Source organism: Terriglobus albidus (assembly GCF_025685425.1).
GTDB classification, from domain to species: domain Bacteria; phylum Acidobacteriota; class Terriglobia; order Terriglobales; family Acidobacteriaceae; genus Terriglobus; species Terriglobus albidus.
In genome coordinates, this window is the sequence record NZ_JAGTAS010000052.1 from 51,627 (window position 1) to 74,179 (window position 22,553).

The 22,553-nt window shown below is 57.8% G+C and carries 14 protein-coding genes; 4 read left to right on the plus strand and 10 right to left on the minus strand.

Going from position 1 to position 22,553, the window contains the following annotated elements; all coding sequences use genetic code 11:
- Positions 1-65 precede the first annotated feature (65 nt).
- Genes OHL21_RS11525 through OHL21_RS11535 form a run of 3 tightly spaced genes read right to left on the minus strand, consistent with a single transcriptional unit; the run spans position 66 to position 3,280 of the window.
- Positions 66-467, minus strand: a complete 402-nt coding sequence (locus OHL21_RS11525) for a type II secretion system protein (RefSeq protein WP_263417419.1) — start codon at positions 465-467, stop codon at positions 66-68.
- On the minus strand, positions 461-928 hold the full coding sequence (locus tag OHL21_RS11530; RefSeq protein WP_263417420.1) for a type II secretion system protein: 468 nt from the start codon (positions 926-928) through the stop codon (positions 461-463). The genes OHL21_RS11525 and OHL21_RS11530 overlap by 7 nt, the downstream gene beginning before the upstream one ends.
- Positions 929-931: 3 nt before the next feature.
- Positions 932-3,280, minus strand: coding sequence for a cohesin domain-containing protein (locus OHL21_RS11535; RefSeq protein WP_263417421.1), 2,349 nt, complete (start codon positions 3,278-3,280; stop codon positions 932-934).
- 170 nt (positions 3,281-3,450) lie between these two features.
- Here OHL21_RS11535 and smpB point away from each other — a divergent pair, with 170 nt between their 5' ends.
- The 3 genes from smpB (at position 3,451) to OHL21_RS11550 (ending at position 6,069) form a co-directional block, all read left to right on the plus strand.
- The gene (gene smpB, locus OHL21_RS11540; protein WP_317889973.1) at positions 3,451-3,984 is read left to right on the plus strand and encodes an SsrA-binding protein SmpB; all 534 of its coding nucleotides are present in this window, start codon (positions 3,451-3,453) and stop codon (positions 3,982-3,984) included.
- A gap of 182 nt (positions 3,985-4,166) precedes the next feature.
- Positions 4,167-5,681, plus strand: coding sequence for a leucyl aminopeptidase (locus OHL21_RS11545; RefSeq protein WP_263417423.1), 1,515 nt, complete (start codon positions 4,167-4,169; stop codon positions 5,679-5,681).
- Between the two features lie 28 nt (positions 5,682-5,709).
- A complete protein-coding gene (locus tag OHL21_RS11550) occupies positions 5,710-6,069 on the plus strand; it encodes a response regulator (protein WP_263417424.1) in 360 nt (119 codons plus the stop codon).
- Here OHL21_RS11550 and OHL21_RS11555 read toward each other — a convergent pair.
- The 3 genes from OHL21_RS11555 to OHL21_RS11565 all read right to left on the minus strand — a co-directional run bounded on the left by OHL21_RS11555 (position 6,066) and on the right by OHL21_RS11565 (position 9,716).
- Positions 6,066-6,629 (minus strand): type 1 glutamine amidotransferase domain-containing protein, encoded by a 564-nt coding sequence (locus OHL21_RS11555; RefSeq protein WP_263417425.1) that lies wholly within the window; start codon positions 6,627-6,629, stop codon positions 6,066-6,068. The genes OHL21_RS11550 and OHL21_RS11555 overlap by 4 nt on opposite strands.
- 81 nt (positions 6,630-6,710) lie before the next feature.
- Complete coding sequence (locus OHL21_RS11560) at positions 6,711-8,687, minus strand: arginine--tRNA ligase (RefSeq protein WP_263417426.1); 1,977 nt, start codon at positions 8,685-8,687, stop codon at positions 6,711-6,713.
- Between the two features lie 12 nt (positions 8,688-8,699).
- Positions 8,700-9,716 carry a lysylphosphatidylglycerol synthase transmembrane domain-containing protein gene (locus OHL21_RS11565; RefSeq protein ID WP_263417427.1) on the minus strand — a complete coding sequence of 339 codons (1,017 nt, stop codon included), beginning with the start codon at positions 9,714-9,716 and terminating at the stop codon, positions 8,700-8,702.
- A 183-nt stretch (positions 9,717-9,899) separates the two neighbouring features.
- Here OHL21_RS11565 and OHL21_RS11570 point away from each other — a divergent pair, with 183 nt between their 5' ends.
- Positions 9,900-11,429 (plus strand): hypothetical protein, encoded by a 1,530-nt coding sequence (locus tag OHL21_RS11570; protein WP_263417428.1) that lies wholly within the window; start codon positions 9,900-9,902, stop codon positions 11,427-11,429.
- 179 nt (positions 11,430-11,608) lie between these two features.
- Here the strand turns inward: OHL21_RS11570 and OHL21_RS11575 are convergent, their stop codons facing one another.
- The 4 genes from OHL21_RS11575 to bcsZ all read right to left on the minus strand — a co-directional run bounded on the left by OHL21_RS11575 (position 11,609) and on the right by bcsZ (position 22,544).
- On the minus strand, positions 11,609-13,627 hold the full coding sequence (locus tag OHL21_RS11575) for a DUF3857 domain-containing protein (RefSeq protein WP_263417429.1): 2,019 nt from the start codon (positions 13,625-13,627) through the stop codon (positions 11,609-11,611).
- A gap of 23 nt (positions 13,628-13,650) precedes the next feature.
- A complete protein-coding gene (locus OHL21_RS11580) occupies positions 13,651-15,645 on the minus strand; it encodes a DUF3857 domain-containing transglutaminase family protein (protein WP_263417430.1) in 1,995 nt (664 codons plus the stop codon).
- 261 nt (positions 15,646-15,906) lie between these two features.
- A complete protein-coding gene (locus OHL21_RS11585; RefSeq protein WP_263417431.1) occupies positions 15,907-21,228 on the minus strand; it encodes a cellulose synthase subunit BcsC-related outer membrane protein in 5,322 nt (1,773 codons plus the stop codon).
- A gap of 140 nt (positions 21,229-21,368) precedes the next feature.
- Positions 21,369-22,544 (minus strand): cellulose synthase complex periplasmic endoglucanase BcsZ, encoded by a 1,176-nt coding sequence (gene bcsZ, locus OHL21_RS11590; RefSeq protein WP_263417432.1) that lies wholly within the window; start codon positions 22,542-22,544, stop codon positions 21,369-21,371.
- Between the last annotated feature and the right edge of the window lie 9 nt (positions 22,545-22,553).

The window sequence follows — 22,553 nt, forward strand, 5'->3', positions numbered from 1 at the left end:
GGGTATCCCGGAAGAGGAGTGCCGCGGCGTTTTCATTGCGGAAGACGACCTGGAAAGCTGGCGATCTACCATGTCGAATACATGCTGCCGTCGGTGCCGATCTCCTGCGATCCGCTATGGACATCCTGAATACCTGTATCCGTCTGATCGACGGAGTTGTAGGTGCCGTCGGAGCTGGTCTGCCAGGTATCGCTGCGATGAGTAAAGGGATCGACCGGCATTGTCTTCAGATACCCCGCCTGCACCAGGTCCTCCAGTGTCTGCGGACCTTTCTCCTTGTCGACGGTGTAGGAGTCGATCGCCTGACGCATGGTCTGCAGATCTTCCTTCAGGACAGCTTCTTTGGCCTTCTTCACCGCATTCTGATATGCGGGTATAGCCATGGCCATCAGCAGAAGAATGATGGTCATCACAATGATGAGTTCAATCAGAGTGAAGCCGCTCTCGGGGTTCCGCTTCCTTACCATTCGGAATACCTCGATCCGTCAAGAGCTGTGCCCGTGCTGCGGGTATGCACATCGAAGACATTTTGGCCGCCCCAGCTATCGCTGCTCGGGTCATCCTGCATGGAGCGCAGCCCCCAATCGGTATTTCCGGTCATTGGATCTTTAGGAATCTGCCTGAGGAAACGCACCTTGTGCCCCTGTACATCCACGCCATTGACCAGGGTCTCCAGGTCGGGCGGATAGTTCATGCTCTCGAGCTTGGTCTGAAAAGCGCCGCGATCGGCAGCGTCTTTATAACGATCGATCGCCGCACGCATCTCCCACAAATCGCGCCGAAGCTCCCGCTCTCTTTGACGCTTGAGCTGGAAGCGCGCGATCGGAAGCACGGCAGACGCAAGGATGGCAATGATCGCTGTCGCTACGATCAGTTCCACCAGGGTGACACCCGCCTCCCCTTTACGGTTTGGAGCATGCTTCGGCATGACTTACTTCACGTGCACAATGGCCTGAGAACCGACAGCCGGCAGGTTCACCTGCGCCGAGTTCTGCGCACCCACCTTCGTTAGCATGAGGTTGGAATCACCGGCGGCAGTGGCCTTGAAGGTCAGCACGCAGATACTTCCCTGCCCATCGACACCCTTGGTCGAAGGCGGACGGGAGGCGGAAATCGTTACCATGCCATTGCCTTCATCGCGATGCGCCAGAGCCACAGCCTGACCGTCACGCCCCAGCATCTCTCCGCTGTCTACGTTCACTAGTTGCAGGACCTGCGGATTGAACTGCATCTGCAGCGGTACCGAGTACAGGTCACGAGCGTTTGAAGCCATCACTGCGACCTGGAAAGTACTGCCGACCGCCTGAGTCGCATTGCCCGGCGTAATTGCAAAGCTGACAGGCGCCGTCACCGGAGCCGAGGTCGTCGCCGTACCGTCCTGTTGAAGCTGCTGCAGAGCTGCATTTGCGGCAGCAGCAGCCGTGGTGCGCTGCGCGGGTGCGGCAACCGGTCCAACACCGGGATTAGCTGCGCCGGTTGTTCTGGTCGACGCATTATCCTGGGCTGATTCGCGGCGCAGTTCAATCGACTGGCTGGTGCCCGTATCGATGGCGCGCGTATTCATGCGGCTGAGCAGGCTCTCCCGCACCAGGTGCGGAATCAGCAGGAAGACAACCTCATCCTGCGACTGGGTCTTTGACCTGGAACCGAAGACATACTTCAGCAGTGGCAACTCCCCGAGCCCCGGCGTCCCACTCACACTCAACGAATCCTGCCGCGTCAGAATACCTGCAAGAATGCTGGGCTCGCCTTCCTTGAGCTGAATCACATGCTCCACCGAACGCTGGCTGATGATGGGCTGGGTAACGGAACTGATGGTCACCGAGCCGCTCTGGGAGGTGACCTCGATCTTCATCTTCAGCGTGATATCCCGATCCGTATGCACGGTCGGAGTCATATCGATGTTTACACCAACATCGATATAAGTGAACTGCGTGTTCACGAGCGCGCTGACGGCGGTCGTCGTACCCGAGGCGAATGATCCGGTCGCGATGGGAATCTTGGAACCGATCTTCAGAGTCGCTTTTTGTCCATCGGTGGCGCGAATACGGGGGTTCTGCAGAATGCGCGTGTCGCTATCCGTGAGCAGCGCATTCACCGTGCCGGTTCCAATGGACACATTGAAGTTGTTCCCGTTGAGATGGGCCAGCTGATTAAGGGTAAGGCTATTGTTGGTGTTCGAAGAGGAGGAGTTCGAGTTGGAACTGGAATTCGATGAATTGGTACTGGAAGTACTCGACGCAACAGGGGTAACCGCAAAGGACTGCGGAAGCGTAATACCCAGATTACGAACCTTCTCGCGATTCACTTCCAGTACGGCTACATCGACCACGACCTCCGGCTTGGTACGGTCAAGATCGCTCAGAAGCTTCTGCGCCAACAGAAGCTGGTCAGGCGTGGCCCGCATCACGACGGCATTCTGGCTGGGAATGGCATAAACGCCGACGTTCTGCCCTGTGCCGAAGACGTTGCGCAGAGCCGTGACAATTTCGTTGGTGTCGGCGGTCTGGGTGGCATTGGTCAGATAGAAGGTCTGGACAGCCATCTCGTCCAGGTCCTGACGCTTATTACGGGTGTTTTGCGCCACCAAGATGGTGTTTTCTGTCACCGGCTTCCAGAAGGTACCGGAGATGGCGCCCACAATGCGCAGGGCGTCATACAGTGACACATTATTCAATTCCACCGGGATACGCGTGGAGGTATATGCCGGATCAAACAGGACATTCAGGCCCGCGGCCTTGCCGATGGCCTGATAGATGTTCTTCGTATCTTCCACCATGCGAAGCGTGATGGGGTCATTCGAGATGGGCTTGAGAGCGACCGGCCCGCCCAGGCCGGCAATTTCCGCCTGAGTGGCCAGAATTCCACTCTCCAACGACTGCTGTTGCGGTGTCGGGGGAGCGGTCGCCATCTTCTGGGTTATGTCCAGTTCCTGCTGTGCGGTCTGGTTCGCAGGATCGATCTGCAGCGCACGCGTGAACTCCGTAAGAGCCCCTCCGACGTCGCCTCCCTGCCGCAAAAGACGTCCACGGTCTACATGCGCCGTTGCCGCCTCAAACCGCAGACGTTCCGTTTTCAGCTTGTAGCGAATATCTTTCGGTTTCTTTGCCAGCGCCTGGCGATATGCCTCATAGGCCGCGTCGAAATCTTGCCGCTCCTCGGCCCGCTGTCCCCGTTTATAAAACGAGCCGGCAGACTGGGCATGCGCTGCCCCTCCGGTGAGGGCCAGAACGGTGACGACGAAGGCTACGTTGCGAAGGGACGTGAAGCTGCGATCCATGTTTCTATAGAGGCTCAAATATGTGGGTGAAATCGGACCGCTCCCCGCTTCCTGATGGCGAAAGTATAGCATTCCGTTTCTCTTAGACGCCGACCTTGCCCTTGAAGCTGGCTGCCAAAGACCTGGCCAGAGTTGGAATCTTTTGCCGCGTGTTAACATCAAACGTCCAGATGCCCCGTTCTATAAGCCAACCCGTTCCCGGAGCAGTTAAGGCGCGCCCCATGCGCCCGCGTGATCCCGTGGCGACGGGAGAGCGGGACGCCGCGCAGAACCGCGCCGCCAGCCACAATTATTTTCTGACCGACCGTTTTGAGGCCGGCGTCGCCCTGCGCGGTACCGAGGTCAAATCCGTCCGCGAAGGCAAGGCCAATCTGAAAGACGCCTACGGTCTGGTAAAAGACGGAGAAATCTACCTCCTTAACGCGCACATCGGTCCCTTCTCTCATGGCAATGCCATGAATCATGATTCGCTGCGGACTCGCAAGCTGCTGCTGCACAAGGAGGAGATTCGCAAGCTAGTAAGTAAGACGACGCAGAAGGGGTTTACGCTTATTCCGACCCGCCTTTATTTCAGACATGGCCGCGTGAAATGTGAGTTGGCTTTGGCCAGGGGTAAACAGGATTGGGACAAGCGCGAGACCGAGCGGCGTCGGGAAGCCGACAAAGAAGCCCGTGCTGCGGTGGCGCGGGGCCAACGGCGCTAGATTGATTGTCGAATTGCCGACATTCTGTCTACGATGGAAATTTCTTATCCGGCGTTAGAACATTTCCCTATATGTATGGTGAAGGGCTTCCGCTTCTATGGGCGTTTTCCGCAATGAAAAACGCCGCTGCAGGCCTCTTCCGCGATACATAGCAATAGCGAAAATGCTCTACCATGAGGAATATGCAGACCAAGCTTTTTTTTGAGGATGCCGCATCCTCCGCCTCCCCCCTGCTGACCGTTTTCGCCCTCGACCAGAACACGGAAAAGGAAGGCGACCCGAAAATCGCTCTACTCTCTGTGTCTGCCGCCGTACAGTCGGCAACCGCCGCCGTGCTGAGCTCCGGAGAGTTCAAGGCAGGGGTTGCGGAGACTCTGCTGCTGCATAACCCGGCTGGCTTGAAGGCTGCCCGGCTCCTCATCATCGGTGTGGGCAAGGTAAAGTCTCTTTCTGCCGTCGAGCTACGGAAGGCCGCAGGCACGGCTGTGCGTTTTGCCAAACCTCGCGGTATCCGCGACCTAGCAATCATCTTCCCTGAGGGCCAGGACCTTGCGGTTGAACCAGCCCGTTCGGCACAGGCCATCGTTGAAGGCGCGATCCTGGCCGACTTCGATCCGGACACCTATAAGTCCGACCGCAAGGACCAGAGCATCTCTTCCCTTGCTCTGTATGCCCCCTCCGGGGCGCGTGCGGCCGTTGAAACCGGCGCCGCCGAGGGTGAAATTATCGCCTCCGCGCAGAACTTCGCCCGCTCGCTGGTCAATGAACCGGGGAACAAACTTACCCCCACTGTTCTGGGGCAGCGCGCTGCGGAGATGGCCAGAACGGCTGGTCTCGCCGCTGAAGTGTACTCGACCGACAAGATGAAAGAGCTGGGTATGGGCGCCTTCCTCGGCGTGGCCCAGGGCAGCTATGAACCGCCTGCACTCATCGTGCTGACCTACACGCCTCCCTCGGCTCCCGCAGCGGACGCCCCGGTCTTTGGCCTGGTTGGCAAAGGCATTACGTTCGACACGGGCGGTATTTCAATCAAGCCGGCTGACGGCATGGAAAAGATGAAATACGATATGGCCGGCGCTGCCGCCATGCTGGGCGCCATGCAAGCCATTGCCGCGCTCAAGCCGCCGTTCAAAGTCATCTCTGTCATCTGCTCCTGCGAGAACATGCCCTCAGGCCGCAGCTACAAGCCGGGCGACATTCTCACCTCAGCCAGCGGAAAGACGATTGAGATCAACAATACCGATGCCGAGGGCCGCCTGGTGCTGGCCGATGGCCTCTGGTATGCCAAGCAGCTTGGCGCAACCAGGCTCGTCAATGCAGCCACTCTCACCGGAGCCTGCGCTGTCGCCCTGGGCTTGATCAACGCCGGCCTGTTCACCAACGATGAGGCCACCAGCGCAGCGTTTGCGAATGCTGCCAAAGTTGCCGGAGAAGGTTTCTGGGCACTTCCCAGCTCGGACGAGTATCTGCAACTGATGAAGTCTGCCATCGCCGATCTGATGAACACCTCCAACACACGTTGGGGCGGAGCCTCCACGGCAGCCGCCTTCCTAAAGGAGTTCGTCGGTGATACCCCCTGGATCCACCTCGATATTGCCGGTCTGGCCTGGCAGGACGCAGACAAACCCTGGATGCCGAAAGGCCCGTCGGGTTTTGCCGTACGCTCCATCGTGGAATGGGTTCGTTCGACACAGTAGAAACAAAAAGTAGTAGACGCGCCTCAGAATGTTGCAACAACCCACGATTCTTTTCGTCGATGACGAACCCGTCCTGCGCGAGCTTCTCCCCCTGTGGCTCGCGCAGCACGGATACCGCGTGCTAACAGCCTCGAGCGGAGAAGAGGCCCTGGCGATTCTGCAAAACGAAGCTGTCGATGTTCTGCTGACCGACTACAACCTTCCCGGCATCAGCGGAGCACAATTGATCGAACAGGTTCCGCACAAGCCTGCGCTCGTCCTGTATTCCGATGCGGCCGATTTTCCTGAGAAAGAAAAACACCGCCTCAGAATTCGGGAAGTGCTTTCCAAACCTATTCGGCGCGAAATCCTGCTCTCCGCGCTTAAGGACATTACGATCCAGAACTAGGCCGCAGATCTCCGTCTTCCGGCGTCGGCGATCCGGTTGATCGTCGTGGCATTGAATGCCTTCAGGTCGTCTGGCTTGCGGCTGGTCACAAGCCCGTTGTCTTCGACAACTTCGCGATCCACCCAAATGGCTCCGGCATTCATCAGGTCAGTCTTCAGCGACGGCCATGAAGTCATGGTCCTTCCCTTCACGACACCGGCCTCAATCAGAGTCCACGGTCCGTGGCATATTGCCGATACCGGCTTACCGGCGGTGAAAAATTCCTTCACAAAGCTCACCGCGCCCGCATCCATACGAAGACGATCAGGATTCATCACGCCGCCCGGCAGTATCAGAGCGTCGTAATCTGACGCCTTGGCCGATTTGAGCTCAACGTCGACCTTCACGGTCTCGCCCCAATCGGTCATATCCCAACCTTTAACCTCACCAGGCTTTGGAGAGACGACCTCAACGGTCGCTCCTGCCGCCTTCAGAGCCTTTTGCGGCCCAGTTAGCTCTACTTGCTCAAAACCGTCGGTCGCGAGAATCGCGACACGTCTCCCGTTCAGCTCATTTGCCATCTGTTACCTCCTCATGCCGGAGATAAGACAGGTTCGGCCGCCTCTTCGTTGCCCGAAGATTCTGGCCAACCACAACACTCCCTACATGACTTCAGGAGCTTCAATCCCAAGCAACGATAGGGCGCGAACCATCTCGCGTTTGGCGACAGCCGCCGTAGCCAGAAGCAGTTTCTTCTTCGCCTCATCCGTCTCAGTGAGGATGTGATGCTTGTGGTAGAAGTTGTTGAACTGCTGCGCCAACTGAAAGACATACTTCGCCAGGATCGCCGGTTCTGCATTCTGGATGGCCTGCTCGATCACCATCGTCAGCTTCGAAGCTGTGAGCCATACCTCCCAGATACTGGCGCCGTTCTCTCCTTCCAGCAGATCCCCTGCGGCAAGGTCAGTCACAGCGTCCTGCTCCTCGACGCCCGCTTTACGGAAGATATTTGCGGCGCGCACGATGGCGTACTGCACATATGGCCCGGTCTCTCCCTCAAAGCTCAATGCATCGCGGAAGTCGAATGCAATCACGGTATTCCGTGAGTACTTCAGCATGAAGTAACGCAGAGCGCCAACAGCGATTTTGCGCGCGGTTTCGAAGCGATCTGCCTCATCGAGTTCAGGATGACGCGCGTCCACTTCAACCTTCGCAGCGGCGATCAGCTTGTCCAGCAGGTCGTCAGCTTTGACACCGAATCCCTTGCGCCCGCTCACCTCGATGTACGCACGTTGCTGGTCTTCCTCACTGACGGTGTAGCCCAGTTCAATTGCGCAGCGTGGCGTCAATGCCACCATCTCGTAGTTCAGATGGGTATAACGATCGGCGGCATCCTCATATCCCATGCCGCGCAACGCCTGAATGACATTGCTCTGGGGGTCATTCTGACGCGAGTCGATGACGTTGTAGATGGCATCGGCGCGGCCGAAATAGGGATGCGGCTCTTCGCCATCTTCGGTCGAGATCCAACACATATGGTTGGGGTATTGGTGAAATGGCTTGTAGCCGAAATCCTTACCCAGCAGACCGAACTTCCACAAATGATAGGCAATGTCCTTACCAACATAGGTCACGGTGCCGTTTGACCGCACGATCACCTTCGCATCACCGTCAGGACCTTCGGTAGGGAACTCCGAGCCGGCGCGACGCATCACCCAGCACCCCTTGTTTTTGCCTTCGGTCTCCTGGTAAAGCACGCCCTTCTCAATCATCAGCGCTCGTGCTGCTTCCCAGAACTTCAGATGGAGAATTTCGCTCTCTCTGGGCAGGAAATCATACTCGATGCCGAGCCGTTCCATGGTCTCAAGGTGACGCCGCAGGACGGCTGTTGCAATCAGGTCGGCAACCTCGGCCGTCTCATTGCCGCCATGCTCAATGGCGTGCAGCGTGTCGAGACGCAGCTTCTTCCGCGCTTCCTTCTCCGCTTCATCAGCCGTGTACCACTGCGAGACACGCGCATACAGGTCCCACATGTAGAAGTCGACTCGTTCGTTCCTGGCTGCGAGTTCTTCCAGCAACGACTTCACACCGGCCAACGTGCGACCTTCCAGGGCCACCAGGCCCACGACTACATCCGCTACCTGCACGCCGGTGTTATCGATGTAGTTCTGAACGCCGACATCATAGCCGCTCTTATATTCGTCTTTGCGCAGCAGGCGCTGAAAGGTATCTCCCAGAATGGCATTGCGCAGGTGCCCGATGTGAGCAGCCTTGTTCGGATTGATACTGGTGTGCTCCACCAGCCGGAAGCCCGGACCTCCGACGTCGGCATGCTCGCCGGTTGCGATACGGTCGGCAACCACGCCGCGATCGAGCTTGATATTCAGGTAGCCCGGACCGGCGATCTCCACCGAGGCGACGCCGTCGATCGATTCGAGCTCAGGACGAAGCTCCTCGGCAACCGCCCGAGGCGCCTTCTTCACTCGTTTCGCCAGTTGCAGTGCTACCGGCAGCGCGTACTCGCCGAACTCTAGCTTCGGCGGCTGCTCCACGGCAACCTGGGGCAGTTCAATTCCGTATTTTTTCTCAACGACAGCAGCAATCTGCCGCAGCAGATCTAATTGAATCTTGCGATACATACTCTCTCTACTTTACGGAAGCTCGGCCGGCAGCTCTTCCACTTCCCGCGTCAGCGAGGGATGTGGACCGCGCTGCGCGCGGTGCGACAGAAACATGAAGCCACCGGCAGCCGTTACCGTGAACAGGATAAAAACATGGACAACTAAAGCAAAGGCCACTGCGGGCGTCTCCGCTGCTCCGTGCGAGACCATGGCCAGTTTTGCTGTGAATTCGAAGGTACCCACTGCTCCGGGCGAGCTCGGAATGAGATAGGAAAGATTGCTGAAGGCCAGGGCGCCCCAGGGGCCGATCCAGTCACTCACAATTCCCAAGGCACGCGCTACCGCGACGAAAATCATTCCCTCACATGCCCATAAGACAAAGGACTCCAGCAGAAGCGCCAGGCGCACCGGCAGAGAGATGATGGCAATTGCATCCAAAGCCGAGACCAGCCGAGCTTCGATTTTGCCGACGAGCCCAGGATGCGGCAAAAGGTTCAAGAGCTTTCCAAAGGGAGATTTGAGCTTCGCCGCAGCCAACAGCAGCACCAGTACCGCGCCGCTCACTCCCAGCAACAACACGCGCGCCACGATCTGAGTTTTGGGCGAAATCAGCGTCGAGTTGCGCCCCATCGTAGCTACAAACAGAAGCAGCAGCGTGAAGACGTCCAGAACGCGTTCCAGAACGACGGTGCTTAAGATTACAGGCGCGGTTGAATTCAGGTCGCCGGCGTAGCTGAAGACGCGGAGAAAATCTCCAATGCGAAGCGGCATGATGTTGTTCGCAGCAAAGCTCGTCATCAGAACCCGCGCACAGGTGGAGAACTTCGCCCGGCTTGAGGCATGCATCATCAGCCACCAGCGATGCGACCGCAGGGTGTAACCCGCAATCAGAAAGACCACGGCAACCAGCATCCATGAAGGCTCAACCAGCCGTACTTTGCGTAGACCGGCATAGTCCACCTTATGAAAGGTGAACCAGAGGAAAAAACCGCTGATTAGAAAACCGGGGATTGTTTTCAGCAGATTACGGCGCTGCTGCGGCGTCATGCGGTTATCCTTGGACGGGCCTTGGGAGTGGCCACGGGCAACAGTTCATGGGTGCAGAGCATCGTCCTTATTATAGTGAGGACGACAAACGGGCCAATTTCTTCCCGATTAAGCCACGCACCGAAACTTTTTCCACATTGCTGTTCGTCTAAACACTTAGCCCATCGGGAGTTCTTCTAACCATTGGCCACGTTCGTCGTCGTAACGCAACCGCAACAGGTAGAGCGCCCTGTTCGCCAGTTCACCGCCTCTCGTAGCGGACAAGCCCTGGTTCTGGTTGTTCTCGCGCTTGCGGCCTTGGTGATTCACGGTTATCACCCCTACAGCGAAGATGGCGGTATTTATATTGCCGCCGCCGAACACGCGTTGCAGCCCCAGCTCTTCCCTCACCTCAGCCAGTTCGCGGATGCACACGTCTCCTGCCTCTTTTTTTCACGGATGATGACCGGCATCGCGACACTCGCGCATTTGAGCCTGACCTGGGTCTTTTTTCTTGGCTATGTGGCGTCCATCTACCTCACCCTGAGCGGGCTGTACAGCATTCTGCAAACATGTCTGCGCAGCGAGGCGGCCCGCTGGTTCGGCCTGCTCCTCTTCACCGCGATCATGTCGATGCCTGTCGCAGGGACATCGATCATCATGGTGGATCCCTATCTCACCTCGCGTTCGCTTGGTCTTCCGCTGGTGCTCTTTGCCATCGCCGAATCGCTGCAAGACCAGCCACGCTGGGTGCGCATCGTGATTTTCCTCGTGCCGGGCAGCCTGCTCCATCCGCTGATCGCCGCCTGCGGGATTTACCTGATTGCACTGATCGTTGCCCTTCGCAGCGGAAACCGCGCCATGGTGTACGGCGTCATCGCATTTGCCCTGGCGACATCGACGGCCGTCCATTGGCTTGCACCGGTCGAATCTTCTGCCTATCGCGAAGCCGCCGTCTCCCGGACCTACTGGTTCCTTACTCGCTGGAGTTGGGATGAAATCATCGGTGTGATTGCGCCGATTCTGTTGCTTTTGGCTCTGGATCGCTTTCGTCTGACAACCTTCACCGATACCTTTTCGACCTTCCTGCGGGCTCTCTGTCTCGGTGGGATCGTCACCATCGTGGTCAACCTGCTGTTCGCACATCCCGAGAGCGGCAACCATCTGGTCGCCAGTCTGCAGCCTCTTCGCTTTTTCACATTTCTCTATCTGGTGATGGCTCTGGCGCTCGGCTCACTACTTGCACTGATACCTCGCAGGATTGTTGGTGGACTCATCATCGCCGCACTCGCGGTATTTCTTTTCCTGGTACAGCGCAATATCTATCCGAACACGGTTCATCTGGAACTCCCCTGGCGAACCTTGTCCAATGAGTGGGAACGCGCCTTCCTCTGGATACGGGAACATACGCCGCAGGACGCCGTATTCGCGATGGACTCCGACTACCACAACCTTCCGGGCGAGGATACCCACGTCTTCCGCGCAATTGCGCTGCGCGATGCGTTGCCGGATTATTCCAAAGATGGAGGGATCGCTGCGGTAAAACCATCCGTTGCGAACGACTGGATCCGCGGTGTAGCCCTGCAGCGTGATCTCGATGCCCTGGATGACACGACACGTATCGCCAGAATGAAACCGGCGGGTGTGACCTGGGTGATCCTTCGCCCTTTAGCCAACACCCGCCTTGATTGTCCCTACGTCGATCACGATATCCGCATCTGCCGGATTCCGTAGTTCTTGGTGTATTGCTCACCGCAGTACGGGTCGATAAGAAGATTTCTCCGCGCCCGTTGGTCGCTACGAAATGACAAACGAAAATACGCTCGCGCGAAGCGCGATACCCACCGTTCGCGATCAAACCGCGAAGAATTGGGGCACCGAGTATCTACTGCTTCCGAATTCGTCGATAACCCCTAGTTGCTTGCTCCCGAGGCTGTAGCCGCAGGTGCGGGCTGCAATACGACGTTCTCCTGATCCTTGGCCTGCAGCTTGTTATAGAAGGTCCGGATTGTCGGATAATCGGTGACTGGGTAGATCAGACCGTTGCGCGCGAGGTTACGGCGAACCGTGATCGTGTTCGTCACCTGCTGGCTGCTGATGTCATACAGCATGCTGTCCAGAATCTTGTCCTGCGTTGTACCAGGAGCCGACTCGACCTTCATTCCTGCCGGAAGAACATAACGGACCGCATCGCGTTCCCATACTTCATAGTTGAAGTAGACCGGAAGCTCACGCTTTTCATGCGGGAACGCAGCCTTGGCGCGCGACTCATAGATATCGCCGGGAAGAATCATACGCTTCGAGGTCGCTACACCTACAGGACCACTCACCTTCAGCGCCACTTTCAGAGGCTTTTCGTAGTCATAGAGCTGCTCGATCTTCGTGACCTCCGCTTCCATGCCGGCGGGCAGCATGGCTTCCACGGCATCCTTCAGATCGCGGTTCAACTCTGTTTCGTCGGTACGGGTTGCACGTTGACGCCAACGTACGGCGGGAGCTCCCATGAAAGTAAATACGCCTACACCAGTTGCTTTGCCTGTTTCGTCGAGTTTCAGATCAGCGACTCGCTGCACCTGAGAGTACTTATAGCTCTCGCCCGGAAGCTCCGCGACCTTGACACCCTGATCCGTCTGACGAATGCCACCGGCATACGTGTGCTTCCAATCCAAGTGTCCGTAGGGAACATACTTCATGCCTGGATCAAAGAATTGTTCCTTACCATCGACAACGACAATCGCGACCAGATCATCAAGTTGCGAAAAGGAAAGCCAACCAGGAAGAAAGATCCTGTCATCTCGGCGTACTACCGCCATTCCGTAGGCCTTCATACCCGCAGCCTTCGCCATCGCGAGGAAAAGACCGGCCAGATCATCACTGCTGCCGCGCTTTCGGGCGAGGACGTCATCGGCGGACTTCACGGCCTTGAGGCCATTGGCCTTATCTTCGGAGGCAGTGCGCGCGCGGGTAAAGTCCGTGTTGTCCATCGCCATCACAGCGGCGTAAATCTTCTTCAGCTTGTCGTCCTGCGTCGTGGCACCGGCGATGGTTTCCGTCGTGAAGGACCGTACAGCGCCGGACGGCTCAGCAAACTTGTCGATGTCCTTCGACCATTTCTTGCCTTCCGACTGCCAGAACTCATCCGCGCTCTTGTAGCTCAGGTAATAGAACATCACCCGGTAGCTATTGCTTTTCATGGGAGGCATATAGTCCTCCTCAACCACAGCCGGAATATCCTTCGCATTCAACTCGAAGATGATCTGACCGTTATTCCCATTTACACCAGGCAATTGCGTCTGCTTGATCTCTGTACCTTTGGGAAGAATCGGCGTCCAGGAGATTCGTGTGTTGTTCTTTCCATCAGAGAAATACAACTCCCTGGTGCTGGGCTTCCATACGTAGTGCGCCTTCTGCACGTACAGGCCTCCCTGAACATCCCAGCGAGGGAAGGTATACCAGTTATCGTCCCAGCGTTTTTTGTAATGCAGCTCGATAATGCTGCCCACCGTCACGTCCGGAAGGGTAACGACCTTCGCCGTGTACTTGTTCTCCTTAGTCTTTTCGATCACCTTTTCATAAGGTTTTCCCGTATATGGGATGATCGTCCCATCGGGATGGATCGTGCGTCCCTGAACATCATCGATATTCCAGTACCAGCCATCATTGCCGTGGTACTGCACCAGTTCATAGTCCGCATTTTTTCTCCCCTCTTCGTTAAGAATTTTGATGCGAACATAAGCGCTGAACATATGGAGCCCGTCTTCCGTCAGCTCGTCATAGTTCAGAATCACGGCCGAAGCTCCCGGCGCCTGCGGGAAGCTTGTCATCTTCAGTTCATCCTGTGTCGGCGTAATCCACTGATCAGCAGCGTGCGCCACGCCGCTTCCTACCACCAACGCCGCTGCCAGATAGGCGGCACGTATCATCCGAAACATCTCAACCTCCAAACCATCTCTTGTTACTTCTTTTTCAGAACGACGTTGCTTTGCTCGTCGTAACCGATTACACCTGCGAGCTTCTGCACTTCTTCGTATTTCGCCGCGGGCAACTCCACCTGCCGCACCACGTATGTCCGTGTGTAATGCAGCTTGCCGCCTTCAACCTTACTGGCGCTCTCATACGAGGCCCAGCCCATATCCATCTTCACCGGATCGGGGATTTCGTCCGCCACATAGCCCTGCGGCAATTCGATCTCATAGTCGTCTTTCACTTCTCGTGCGGCGCCAAGATCGATGGGATATACACGGGCCTTTCTATCTGTCTCCAGACTGTCAGTTCCGAGCACGCGAGGACGCATCATCAACAAAGAGCCCGCAGGTCTGGCAAAGCTTGATGCCTTCAAGGCATAGGACATCTTCAAATCTTTCGTAAGCTCCATGGTGTTCTCAACTTTCAAACCGTCATAGCTGAAATTCACCAGATCGCGTCCGAGCATACGATCAAAGATCTCGTGCTGTTCTTTCTCAGTCCCGGTACGAAAGAGCCGACGATGCCGATCGGCGATATCACCGAAACGGCTTTCTATTATCTGCCCAGTCAGTGAGCCGTCTTCCGCCAGCTTGAACTGGCCTGTACGGCGGATTGAATTCATTTCGGGATCGAGAATTGGAAATGCAATGACTTGACTGTACTTCCCGTCCATCAGTACGCCATAGCCGCCTTGCAGGTTGTACTCAAGATGCCCGAATGGCGTGTACTCCCAGGTTGGATCGAAGATTAGATACCGCTTGCCATTATTTGCCTTCACGATGGCATGCAGCTTAGAAGACTCGTAGTCCGCCGGAAGTTCGATCGCCGCAATCATATGGTTCCCGGCAATCGATGGAGCATTAGGATCCACCACACCCCGATCAGAGTCCACCATCACCCATGTCGAGCGGATACCAACACCAGAGAGCATGGCTGAGAGAAGCGTCGCTTTATCTTTACAGTCGCCGTATTTGTTTTTGTAGATCTGTTGTGCCGGATGGGGCTGGTACCCGCCTACTCCGATTTCGATGGCAACATACCGAATCTGACTCTGTACATACTCCGCAATCGACTGGACTTTCTCCGCAAAATCCGTCTTACCGGCAATCAGCTCCTGTGCCTTAGCGGTCATCTCCGGCGTGGCATCGTTACGTCCTTTCGCAAGGACGTCATACCACTCGCCGATACTCTCCCAACTTCCCTTCGTCGCGTTAGGAATCGGGGCTCCAAAATAGTGGACGGACATGCGCTTCGTCTGCCCTCGCCATTCCGGAGCCATATTGACGTCTCGCAGATCAACTGGCGGCTCGTTGGAAACTTCCCACAGATACTTACCTTTTTCAAGATCGACCGGGACAGTTTCCTTCTTTCCCTTCCAGACCTCTTTGTATTCCACGCCTGGCGGCAACTCCAGCTTCAGGCGCTCTTTCAGAACCGGGAGCTCCTCCTGAACGTGCCAAATATATTCCGTAGAGTAGGGACGAGCCTCGCGCTCGTACTCCATGGCAACAATCGCCCCAGGATCGCCGGCCGGCGCAGTACCTCCCCTATAGCGATCATCCGAATAGAGCAGATAACCCTCGTAAGAACCGTGGTCTGCAATCTCGTTATCCTTCAACTCGTACTCATGACCATCCGGTCCAATGCTCCAGATTTTCAGAAGACGAAGTTTCGAATCACCGTCGTAGGAAGCTCCGAGATGTGCATAGCCCCTACCCTGTGGGCGCAGAATCTTGATGGCCACGCGGTGATGCTCCACTGCACGCAGGTCGCCGCTTACGGTATAGGTAGTATCCGAAAGCAGGACAACGGCATTGGTATTTGCAGGGTATGAGGGCAGCGGCTGCTTCGCAGCCTCTTTCAGCCAGTCAGGCAGGACCGGTTTCTTTTCCGCGAATGCAGAGGAGCTAAGCAGCGCGACGAAACAGGCACATGCGAGGAGACGAACCGAGGAAGGAAAGGCAAGAGAACGATTCAGGAACACAGCTACAAACCCTTTGCAGATCAAGCCAACGAGCGGGCCAAGGAATGACGGGCGGAGAACGATTTCTTCCACGCCTGACGTACCAAAGTTGGAGATGTAGCTGCTTTATATCCTGCGCACGGACGAGAGGCAAGAGAATTTGCACAGGATTTATAGCATTTTCCCAGTTCCTGAATATCCGGAAAGGACATGCAGCGGCGTTTTCTTTGCGGAAAACACCCATAGATGCGGAAGCCTACACTACCTCACAAGGAAAATCCTCTACGGCACACGTAACGGGCGGAAACCGTCGTACGGGAACAGACCCGTCGGGTAGTCTTCTGTCGGCACCTGCGGCTTGAACAGGTAGCGGAAGAAGAAGCCGGCCGTAATGGTGTTGTAGTTGTTCGTATTGTTGCCGTTCAGAATGCCGCCGACGTACCAGTGATCGGCGATGCGGTAACTCATCTCAGAGTTCAAAGAGTAGTTCAGCCCGGTGCTGGTGTTGACCGGATACTCTCCGCAGGTATGCGCCGCAATGGAGGGCAGCGTGCAACCCGAGAACGCCCCGGTCTGCAGTGACGTATCCAGGGGATAGTACTTGGCGTAGGCTTCCTGGAAGCTTTGCACGCCCACAGCACCGGCGATCGTATAGTGCCAGTTCGTGCCGTAGAAACCATTGAAGGTGACAGGCATGGCGCCGAGGAAGTACGCGTTCGGGCTGAAGTATCCGCCCATGCCGTAGGTCATGCCGCGCTGGTTGTTGTCATAGTGCATGCCGAAGAAGCTGGCGCCGAGATTCAAAGAGCCATAGCCCGGGAACTGCTTCACCCGCCAGTAGGAACCGACGGTGCCTTCGAACTTCCGGTTATCCAGGACATGAAATCCGGTCAGAGAGGCCCCTGCCGCACTGACGTAGAAGCCTGCACGCTCATTGCCGAAGTCGAGACGCAGACCGCCTCCGGTGGAGACGACGCCGCCCCAGATGTTGCCCGCGAAGACCGGTGTGGCAGAGCCCGGATCGCGCATACCGGAGTAGGACAGCTGTGTGTCTTTCACGTTGTCGCGATCGGCGAACAACAGGAAGTGGCCACCGAAGGGACGCCAGCGCCCATGGCCGATGACATTGGTTACGAGGAACTCGTAGGGGGTGAAGCCAACCGACACCGCCATATTGGTGGTTACCAGTTGCGCCTCGCCACCGAGGCCGGCCGTAAGCTGCTGCGACGGCTGATTGATGGCGTTCAAAGGAAGTGTGCCCAGAATCGGCACCGTGCCGCTGGCGTTCTGGTACGACGCAAGATCGAGCGAGCCCGCATTCAGGAAGACAGCCCGTGGAATGATGCTGAGCCGCAGTGTCTTATTCGCGACCAGCGTCGCCTCGAAGGGCGATTCCAGATCGAACAGCCGGTTCATACCCGAGATGCCGCTGCGATAACGGGCAAGAGCCGTCGCGCCGATCCATGAGGAATAGCTTGCCTCCAGAGAAGCCAGGTCCAGTTCGGCCTGCTGCCGCTCGCTGAGAGGAGGTCCCGGAGTCAGAGCCGCAGTGCGATCCCAACTGCCACGCAACGGCGGAACGTTCTTTGCCAACAGCATGGGATCCGTTGGAGGATTTTGCAGCGGGTAGCTTGGTCCCAGATCAGGATAGGGTTGACCGCTCAGCGCGACAGGGACGCCAGGATAAAAGAGTGGAGCCTGCTGCGGTCCGGTGGAGGTTCCCTCGACAGAACGGCTGCGTACCGTCCGGCGCCCGGTCGTAGCCGGACGACGTACTGGCTGCGGATACTGCTGTCCGTAGCTCTCTGTCCCGGTAGCCGCACCGGCGTTCTGCGCCAGGCCGCCACGATACTGATAGTTCTGCTGCGTCTGAGGAGCCTGAACCGCCGAACCCGTGCCGCCCTGCGGCTGCGGAATCTGCGTCTGCGCGGCGTTGTACGGCTGACCGTTGTACTGCGTCTGGGTCAGGGGAGCAACATCGATCGGGTCCTGCGGAGGATGGCTCGTACCAACCAACGGTCTCGGGTCGGACTGTCTGCGACGGGTGGCGGCGGCTTCGGCTGCCGCGATGTCCGGATGAGAGGATGACGACGGCAAACGGCCAGTGCGCCTGGAGTTCGGCACATACTTCGCCGTCGGAACAACGTCTGTCGGCTGCTGCATCTTCGGCTGGATGGGCTGGAGATCCGATCCCAGATCCACCGGGGCCGCCTGCGCCATATAGGCGGCATTCTGGTTTACGCTTTGCGGGTTGAACGGAACGTAGGGACCGTAAACTTCACCGCGAGCCTGCTGCTGAGCTGGAGGGCCATAAGCGGAGAGAGGACCTGCGCCATTGACTGCCTGCTCTGTCAACCGCCGGATCTGCTCCCGCTGATATGCCATGTAGTCATTGGCATTGACGGCATTGCCGTTGGTGTCCGTCTGCGGGAAGGCCGGCAAAGCGCTCTGAGCGGTGGCCTCGGGCTGTTGCTGGCCGAACGGAGCAAGCGCCGGATTCGCCTCCGCCTGCGGAATGTAATCCTTTAGCCGCGTCGTCGTTCCCGGACGAGCCGGCGTGCGCTGCTGCTGGTAGGCCGGATTCGTCATATACGACGGCACCAGAGTGCCATTCGGAGGAGCGCCGTTTCCCTGTAGCTGTACCGGCGCAGTCCCGTACTGATTCGAGTAGCTGGGAAGATAAGGCGGAGGCGCCGGAGCTGCGATCTGTCCCGTCACCATGGCTGCATCTGATCCCGGAGCCATCAACTGTGCCAGATCCATAGCCTGCGTCGCATTGGGCAGACGGCCGCCATTCTGGGCTGCGAGGCTCATCTCGGCAGCGAGCTCAGCACCTGGATCTCCCGGAGGCATCGCATTGAGACTTGCTTTGTAGTAGTCCGCCGCACGTTCGCTGTCTCCGCGAGCCTGCTCGAACTTCGCCGCAAGGATCAGCATTTGCGCATCCTTCGGATACTGATCGAGGCCATAACGCAGCCACGTCTCGGCATTCTTGGTATCGTTCGCCGCCAGGGCAGCCCCGATGGCGGCCTTGTAATCGGTCGCCGACGCCGTCGTCATGTCCTGCGAACGGAAGATAGCAACTGCCTGTTTCGGCTGACCGGCACGCGCATAGCCCGTTGCCAACGCGCGAATTACAGCCGGATTATCGGGAAAAGCCTTCGCCGCGGCGTTCAGAATCGCCAGCGCACGGCGAATGTTATTGGCCGCCACAGCCTGATTGGCGCGGCGTACTGCCCAATTCGCCCAGATGGTCTGCACTGTACGGCGCTGTTCTTCATTCAGGTCATTGCGGCTGCCAATCATCATTAACTGGCGATAGAGACCGGAATCGTTCTGGGAGTTATAGAGCAGCCAGGCGTCCTGGATATCGATATCCGCGGGAGGCGCCATATTCTGCCTGGCATAGTGTTGCTGCACGCGCTGCAGAAAGACCATCGCCTGCTGCGGCTGCCCCAGTCCCCCGTAGATACCGCCTACGGTCTGCAGATACTCCGGATCCAGTTCGAGCTGCTTGCGTGTCTGCTGCGGAATCTGCTGTACCTGCGCCAGGGCTTCCTGGTCATGGCCACTGGCATGAAGTGCCGTCAACAAACCCTTCCAGCTATCGAGCCGGTCAGGGTTCTCCGTCAGAACCTGGCGATAGATGGCATACGCCTGCTGGGCGTTGCCGCGCTTCATGTAGATGCCTGCGAGTTCCGTCTGCATGGCGACCGATGGCTTCTGCCCGGCCATACTTGCCTGCGAGACGGCCTTCTCCAGCATGTCCTGCGCAATATCGAGCTTGTTCTGTGCATCGTAAACCGCAGCTACCGTGCTGACGAAACCAGGATCGCGAAGTGCCTGATCATACGCGGAGGGGGGCATACTCTCCAGCGTCTGCTCGGCAAGCGCATCATTCTTCATGGCATGCTCAACGCGCACCAGCCCCTGCCAGGCGGCAACATTCGCAGCATCTTCACTCAACACCTGGCGATAGAGCCCGGCGGCCTGATCCATGTGATTGCCGGCCAACAGAAGGCCGGCGTACTGCAGCTGGGTCTCGATTTTGATACCACGCCCATCAGCGGGAAAAGGGAGCTCAAGGGCTCCCTTCAACACTCGCTGTGCATCTGCGTCTCGACCTACGGCCGAGTAGGCCGAGGCCAACGTTCGCAGGAAGTCCGGGTCTTTCATGAGCTGAGCTCGCACCCCCGCCGGCATCTTCCGTTCTGTTGCCAGTGCAAGAGCTGCATTCCCTGCCTGATATTGAGCCGTAAACAAGCCTCTCCAGCCGGTAATGCCGCTGGCCCTCAGCTTGATGTACTGCTCGTAGTACGGAGCCGCGGCTTCAGGCTGCTGCGCCTTCATCAAGGTTCCAGCCAGACCTTCGAGTGCTTCCGGGCTGCCGGGCTTCATGTCCAGCGCCGCACGGAAGTGCTTTTCGGCGGTTGTCAGATCGCTCTCATTCAGGGCTGAGGTTCCCTCGCCCATCGTGTACCAGAACCGCGAGGTCGACAGCGCATTTTCCAGACCGGCATCGCGCGCTCCGTCCTGCTTGGCCTGCTCCAGGAAGCTGATCGCTCCACCGAAGTTCGACTGCTGCATGCGGATATAACCCATGCCGGCCAGCGCACGCGGATTATCCGGATTCTTTGCCAGCAGCGCCTTGAAGCGCTCTTCCGCGTCTGTCAGCCGTTTTCCATTCAGTGCAGCATAGGCGGCCTGCTCTTCCTGGCTTACCTGGCGATTCGCAACGATCTCCGCCTGCTGTTCCGGAGTCATCGCCGGCCCCTGTGCTGCGGTACGAGCTCCAGTCCGGACCGATGCAGCAACGCGAGCCTGCGTGCTCTTCATCGCCGTCTCAAGGGCGGGATCCTTGTGCTTTGCGAGATAAGCGCGGATGTCGGAAAGAGCTGCCGGATTCTGCGCATCCCAGGTCAGCGACTGGCGCAGCGCTTCCATGGCTCCCGGATCATTCGGGTGACGCTCCAGATACCGCCGGCCTTCGGCGCGGGTAGCCGGGTTGTAGGTCAGGATGCGTCCCAGAGCGATCTGATAGCGCGAATCCTGCGGATACTTATCAATGAGAGAACGAAGACCGGCGATGGCGTGAGGGCGACCGTCTTCGGTTGCCGATTCGGTCTCGTAATAGGCCAGCGCCCAATCGCCCGGAGGCGGCGTTCCACCAAAGACCTGGCGATAGATGTTCATCGCCTGCGCATACTGTCCGGCCTGCGCCAACTTGCCAGCCTGCTGCAACTGCTGCAGCTGGTTCTGCTGGGTCATCATGTTCTCGGCACGCTCAATATTCGGATCGTTCGGGCTAACCGCCCGCAGGCGATCCAGGTACTGCTTTGCCTGCTGCTGATTTCCCGCAAGCTTGGCAGCACGAGCCAATCCGCCCAGCGCCTCAGGATTATTGGGATCAGCCAGCAGCACCTGCTGCCAGGTCTGAGCCGCCATATCCATGCGTCCCTTTACTTCAAGAGAGTGCGCCTTATCCAGCAGAGCTGCCGTCGTCGACGCATTTCCCTGCGCCCAGGACATGGCAGGCGTGCCCATCATGCCCGCATATAGCGCCAGGCTGGCCGTGAGCATTCGCATTGGTGGCAGATTCTTCATTCCTACTCGCAAATCCTTAGGCGGCGAGGGGGTATCTAGAGAGACACCGCGTCGCAGCTTAGCTTACCGCTTTTCTTAGGGTTTTGTCCCTGTTTTTTTCCGCTATTAACTGCGGAATCACTAGTTTACGGCGTGAGTTGTTACTTCCACTTCAGCTTCAATCGTCCTTCTTTGTCAATACGAAACCGCTGTTCCTGCCAACCGGTGGCAAACATCGCCAGGTTCTGGTCGTAATAATCACCATTCCTGCCATAGAGTCCCGTCGATGGATCCTTCAGAGCCGCCAGACGATCCATCTGCGTCTTGGCCTGTTGTTTCAATCCCATCATCTGCAGATAGGGAGCAAGCGCCGCCGAAAAACCGACCGGGCCATCCGCGTTCAGCACCTTACCTTCTGAGTCCACCTGCAGCGGCGGAGCCAGGTTGGCACGCATATAGTTCGTCATGCCGCCGAGCGGCGCCGCCAGCTCCCGAAGTCCCGGTGTTCCCGGATCGCTGATTCCGAGCCACAGATAGACGCGAATAGCGTCATAGCTCCCTACCGGGACACCTTCATTCTTCCCAGTGGCCAACTGCGCGGGAGTCAAGGAAGGACGTACCCCACCTGGACCGGCCAGAACCCAGTCCATGACAAAGCCGCCACCACTTCCCTGAGCCAGCAACTGAGGCATCGCGTCCAGAACCGTCGACCACGGTCCCTGAGGGTTTTCCTTCGCCAGACGCACAAGGACGAAGGGCGGCAAATAGCTGGGGTTCAAAATGTAGGTGGTTGGTTCGGGATGAAATCCCTGTGGGCCCGGAAGGATTGTCGTTCCCAGCCCCGGCGCCAGAACGACTTCACTCTGCGCGATGCGGCCGGCCATGACAGTCCCCAGCTTGGCGTAACGATCGTCGCGCCAGATGCGTCCGGCTTCCAGAAGCGTATAGGCCATCCAGAGATCGGCATCTGACGCCGCGTGATCATCCAGCACCTTCCATTGACCTTCAGGAGACTTGCCCCAATTCCAGGCAGGCAGACGCAACGTCATGTCGCCGCCCGCAAGGTTCTCCTCTGTCCACTTCAGCAGCTTGTCAAACCGGCCGCGATCGCCGGCAACCAGAGCGAAGAACATGGCATAGGCCTGTCCTTCGCTGGTGGTCCGATCCTGCGCCGTACGATCGATGACACGTCCCTGCGGGTCAACGAACTTCGCGGCGTACTTCTCCCACAGGTCCCAGGGCTGTTCCGCCCGGCACCCCTGGCCGAGCCAGGCCACAAGGGTCACCAGCAGCGCAACACATGCACTCGCGCTTACCCGTTTTTTGCTGCTCCGCATCACCGGCTC

What these genes read in the sequence shown, in the direction of transcription:
- OHL21_RS11535 (WP_263417421.1), bottom strand. Translation starts at nt 3,280, where the DNA reads ATGGATCGCAGCTTCACGTCCCTTCGCAACGTAGCCTTCGTCGTCACC.
- smpB (WP_317889973.1), top strand. Translation starts at nt 3,451, where the DNA reads ATGCCCCGTTCTATAAGCCAACCCGTTCCCGGAGCAGTTAAGGCGCGC.
- OHL21_RS11550 (WP_263417424.1), top strand. Translation starts at nt 5,710, where the DNA reads ATGTTGCAACAACCCACGATTCTTTTCGTCGATGACGAACCCGTCCTG.
- OHL21_RS11560 (WP_263417426.1), bottom strand. Translation starts at nt 8,687, where the DNA reads ATGTATCGCAAGATTCAATTAGATCTGCTGCGGCAGATTGCTGCTGTC.
- OHL21_RS11545 (WP_263417423.1), top strand. Translation starts at nt 4,167, where the DNA reads ATGCAGACCAAGCTTTTTTTTGAGGATGCCGCATCCTCCGCCTCCCCC.
- bcsZ (WP_263417432.1), bottom strand. Translation starts at nt 22,544, where the DNA reads ATGCGGAGCAGCAAAAAACGGGTAAGCGCGAGTGCATGTGTTGCGCTG.
- OHL21_RS11565 (WP_263417427.1), bottom strand. Translation starts at nt 9,716, where the DNA reads ATGACGCCGCAGCAGCGCCGTAATCTGCTGAAAACAATCCCCGGTTTT.
- OHL21_RS11525 (WP_263417419.1), bottom strand. Translation starts at nt 467, where the DNA reads ATGGTAAGGAAGCGGAACCCCGAGAGCGGCTTCACTCTGATTGAACTC.
- OHL21_RS11575 (WP_263417429.1), bottom strand. Translation starts at nt 13,627, where the DNA reads ATGTTTCGGATGATACGTGCCGCCTATCTGGCAGCGGCGTTGGTGGTA.
- OHL21_RS11530 (WP_263417420.1), bottom strand. Translation starts at nt 928, where the DNA reads ATGCCGAAGCATGCTCCAAACCGTAAAGGGGAGGCGGGTGTCACCCTG.
- OHL21_RS11585 (WP_263417431.1), bottom strand. Translation starts at nt 21,228, where the DNA reads ATGAAGAATCTGCCACCAATGCGAATGCTCACGGCCAGCCTGGCGCTA.
- OHL21_RS11555 (WP_263417425.1), bottom strand. Translation starts at nt 6,629, where the DNA reads ATGGCAAATGAGCTGAACGGGAGACGTGTCGCGATTCTCGCGACCGAC.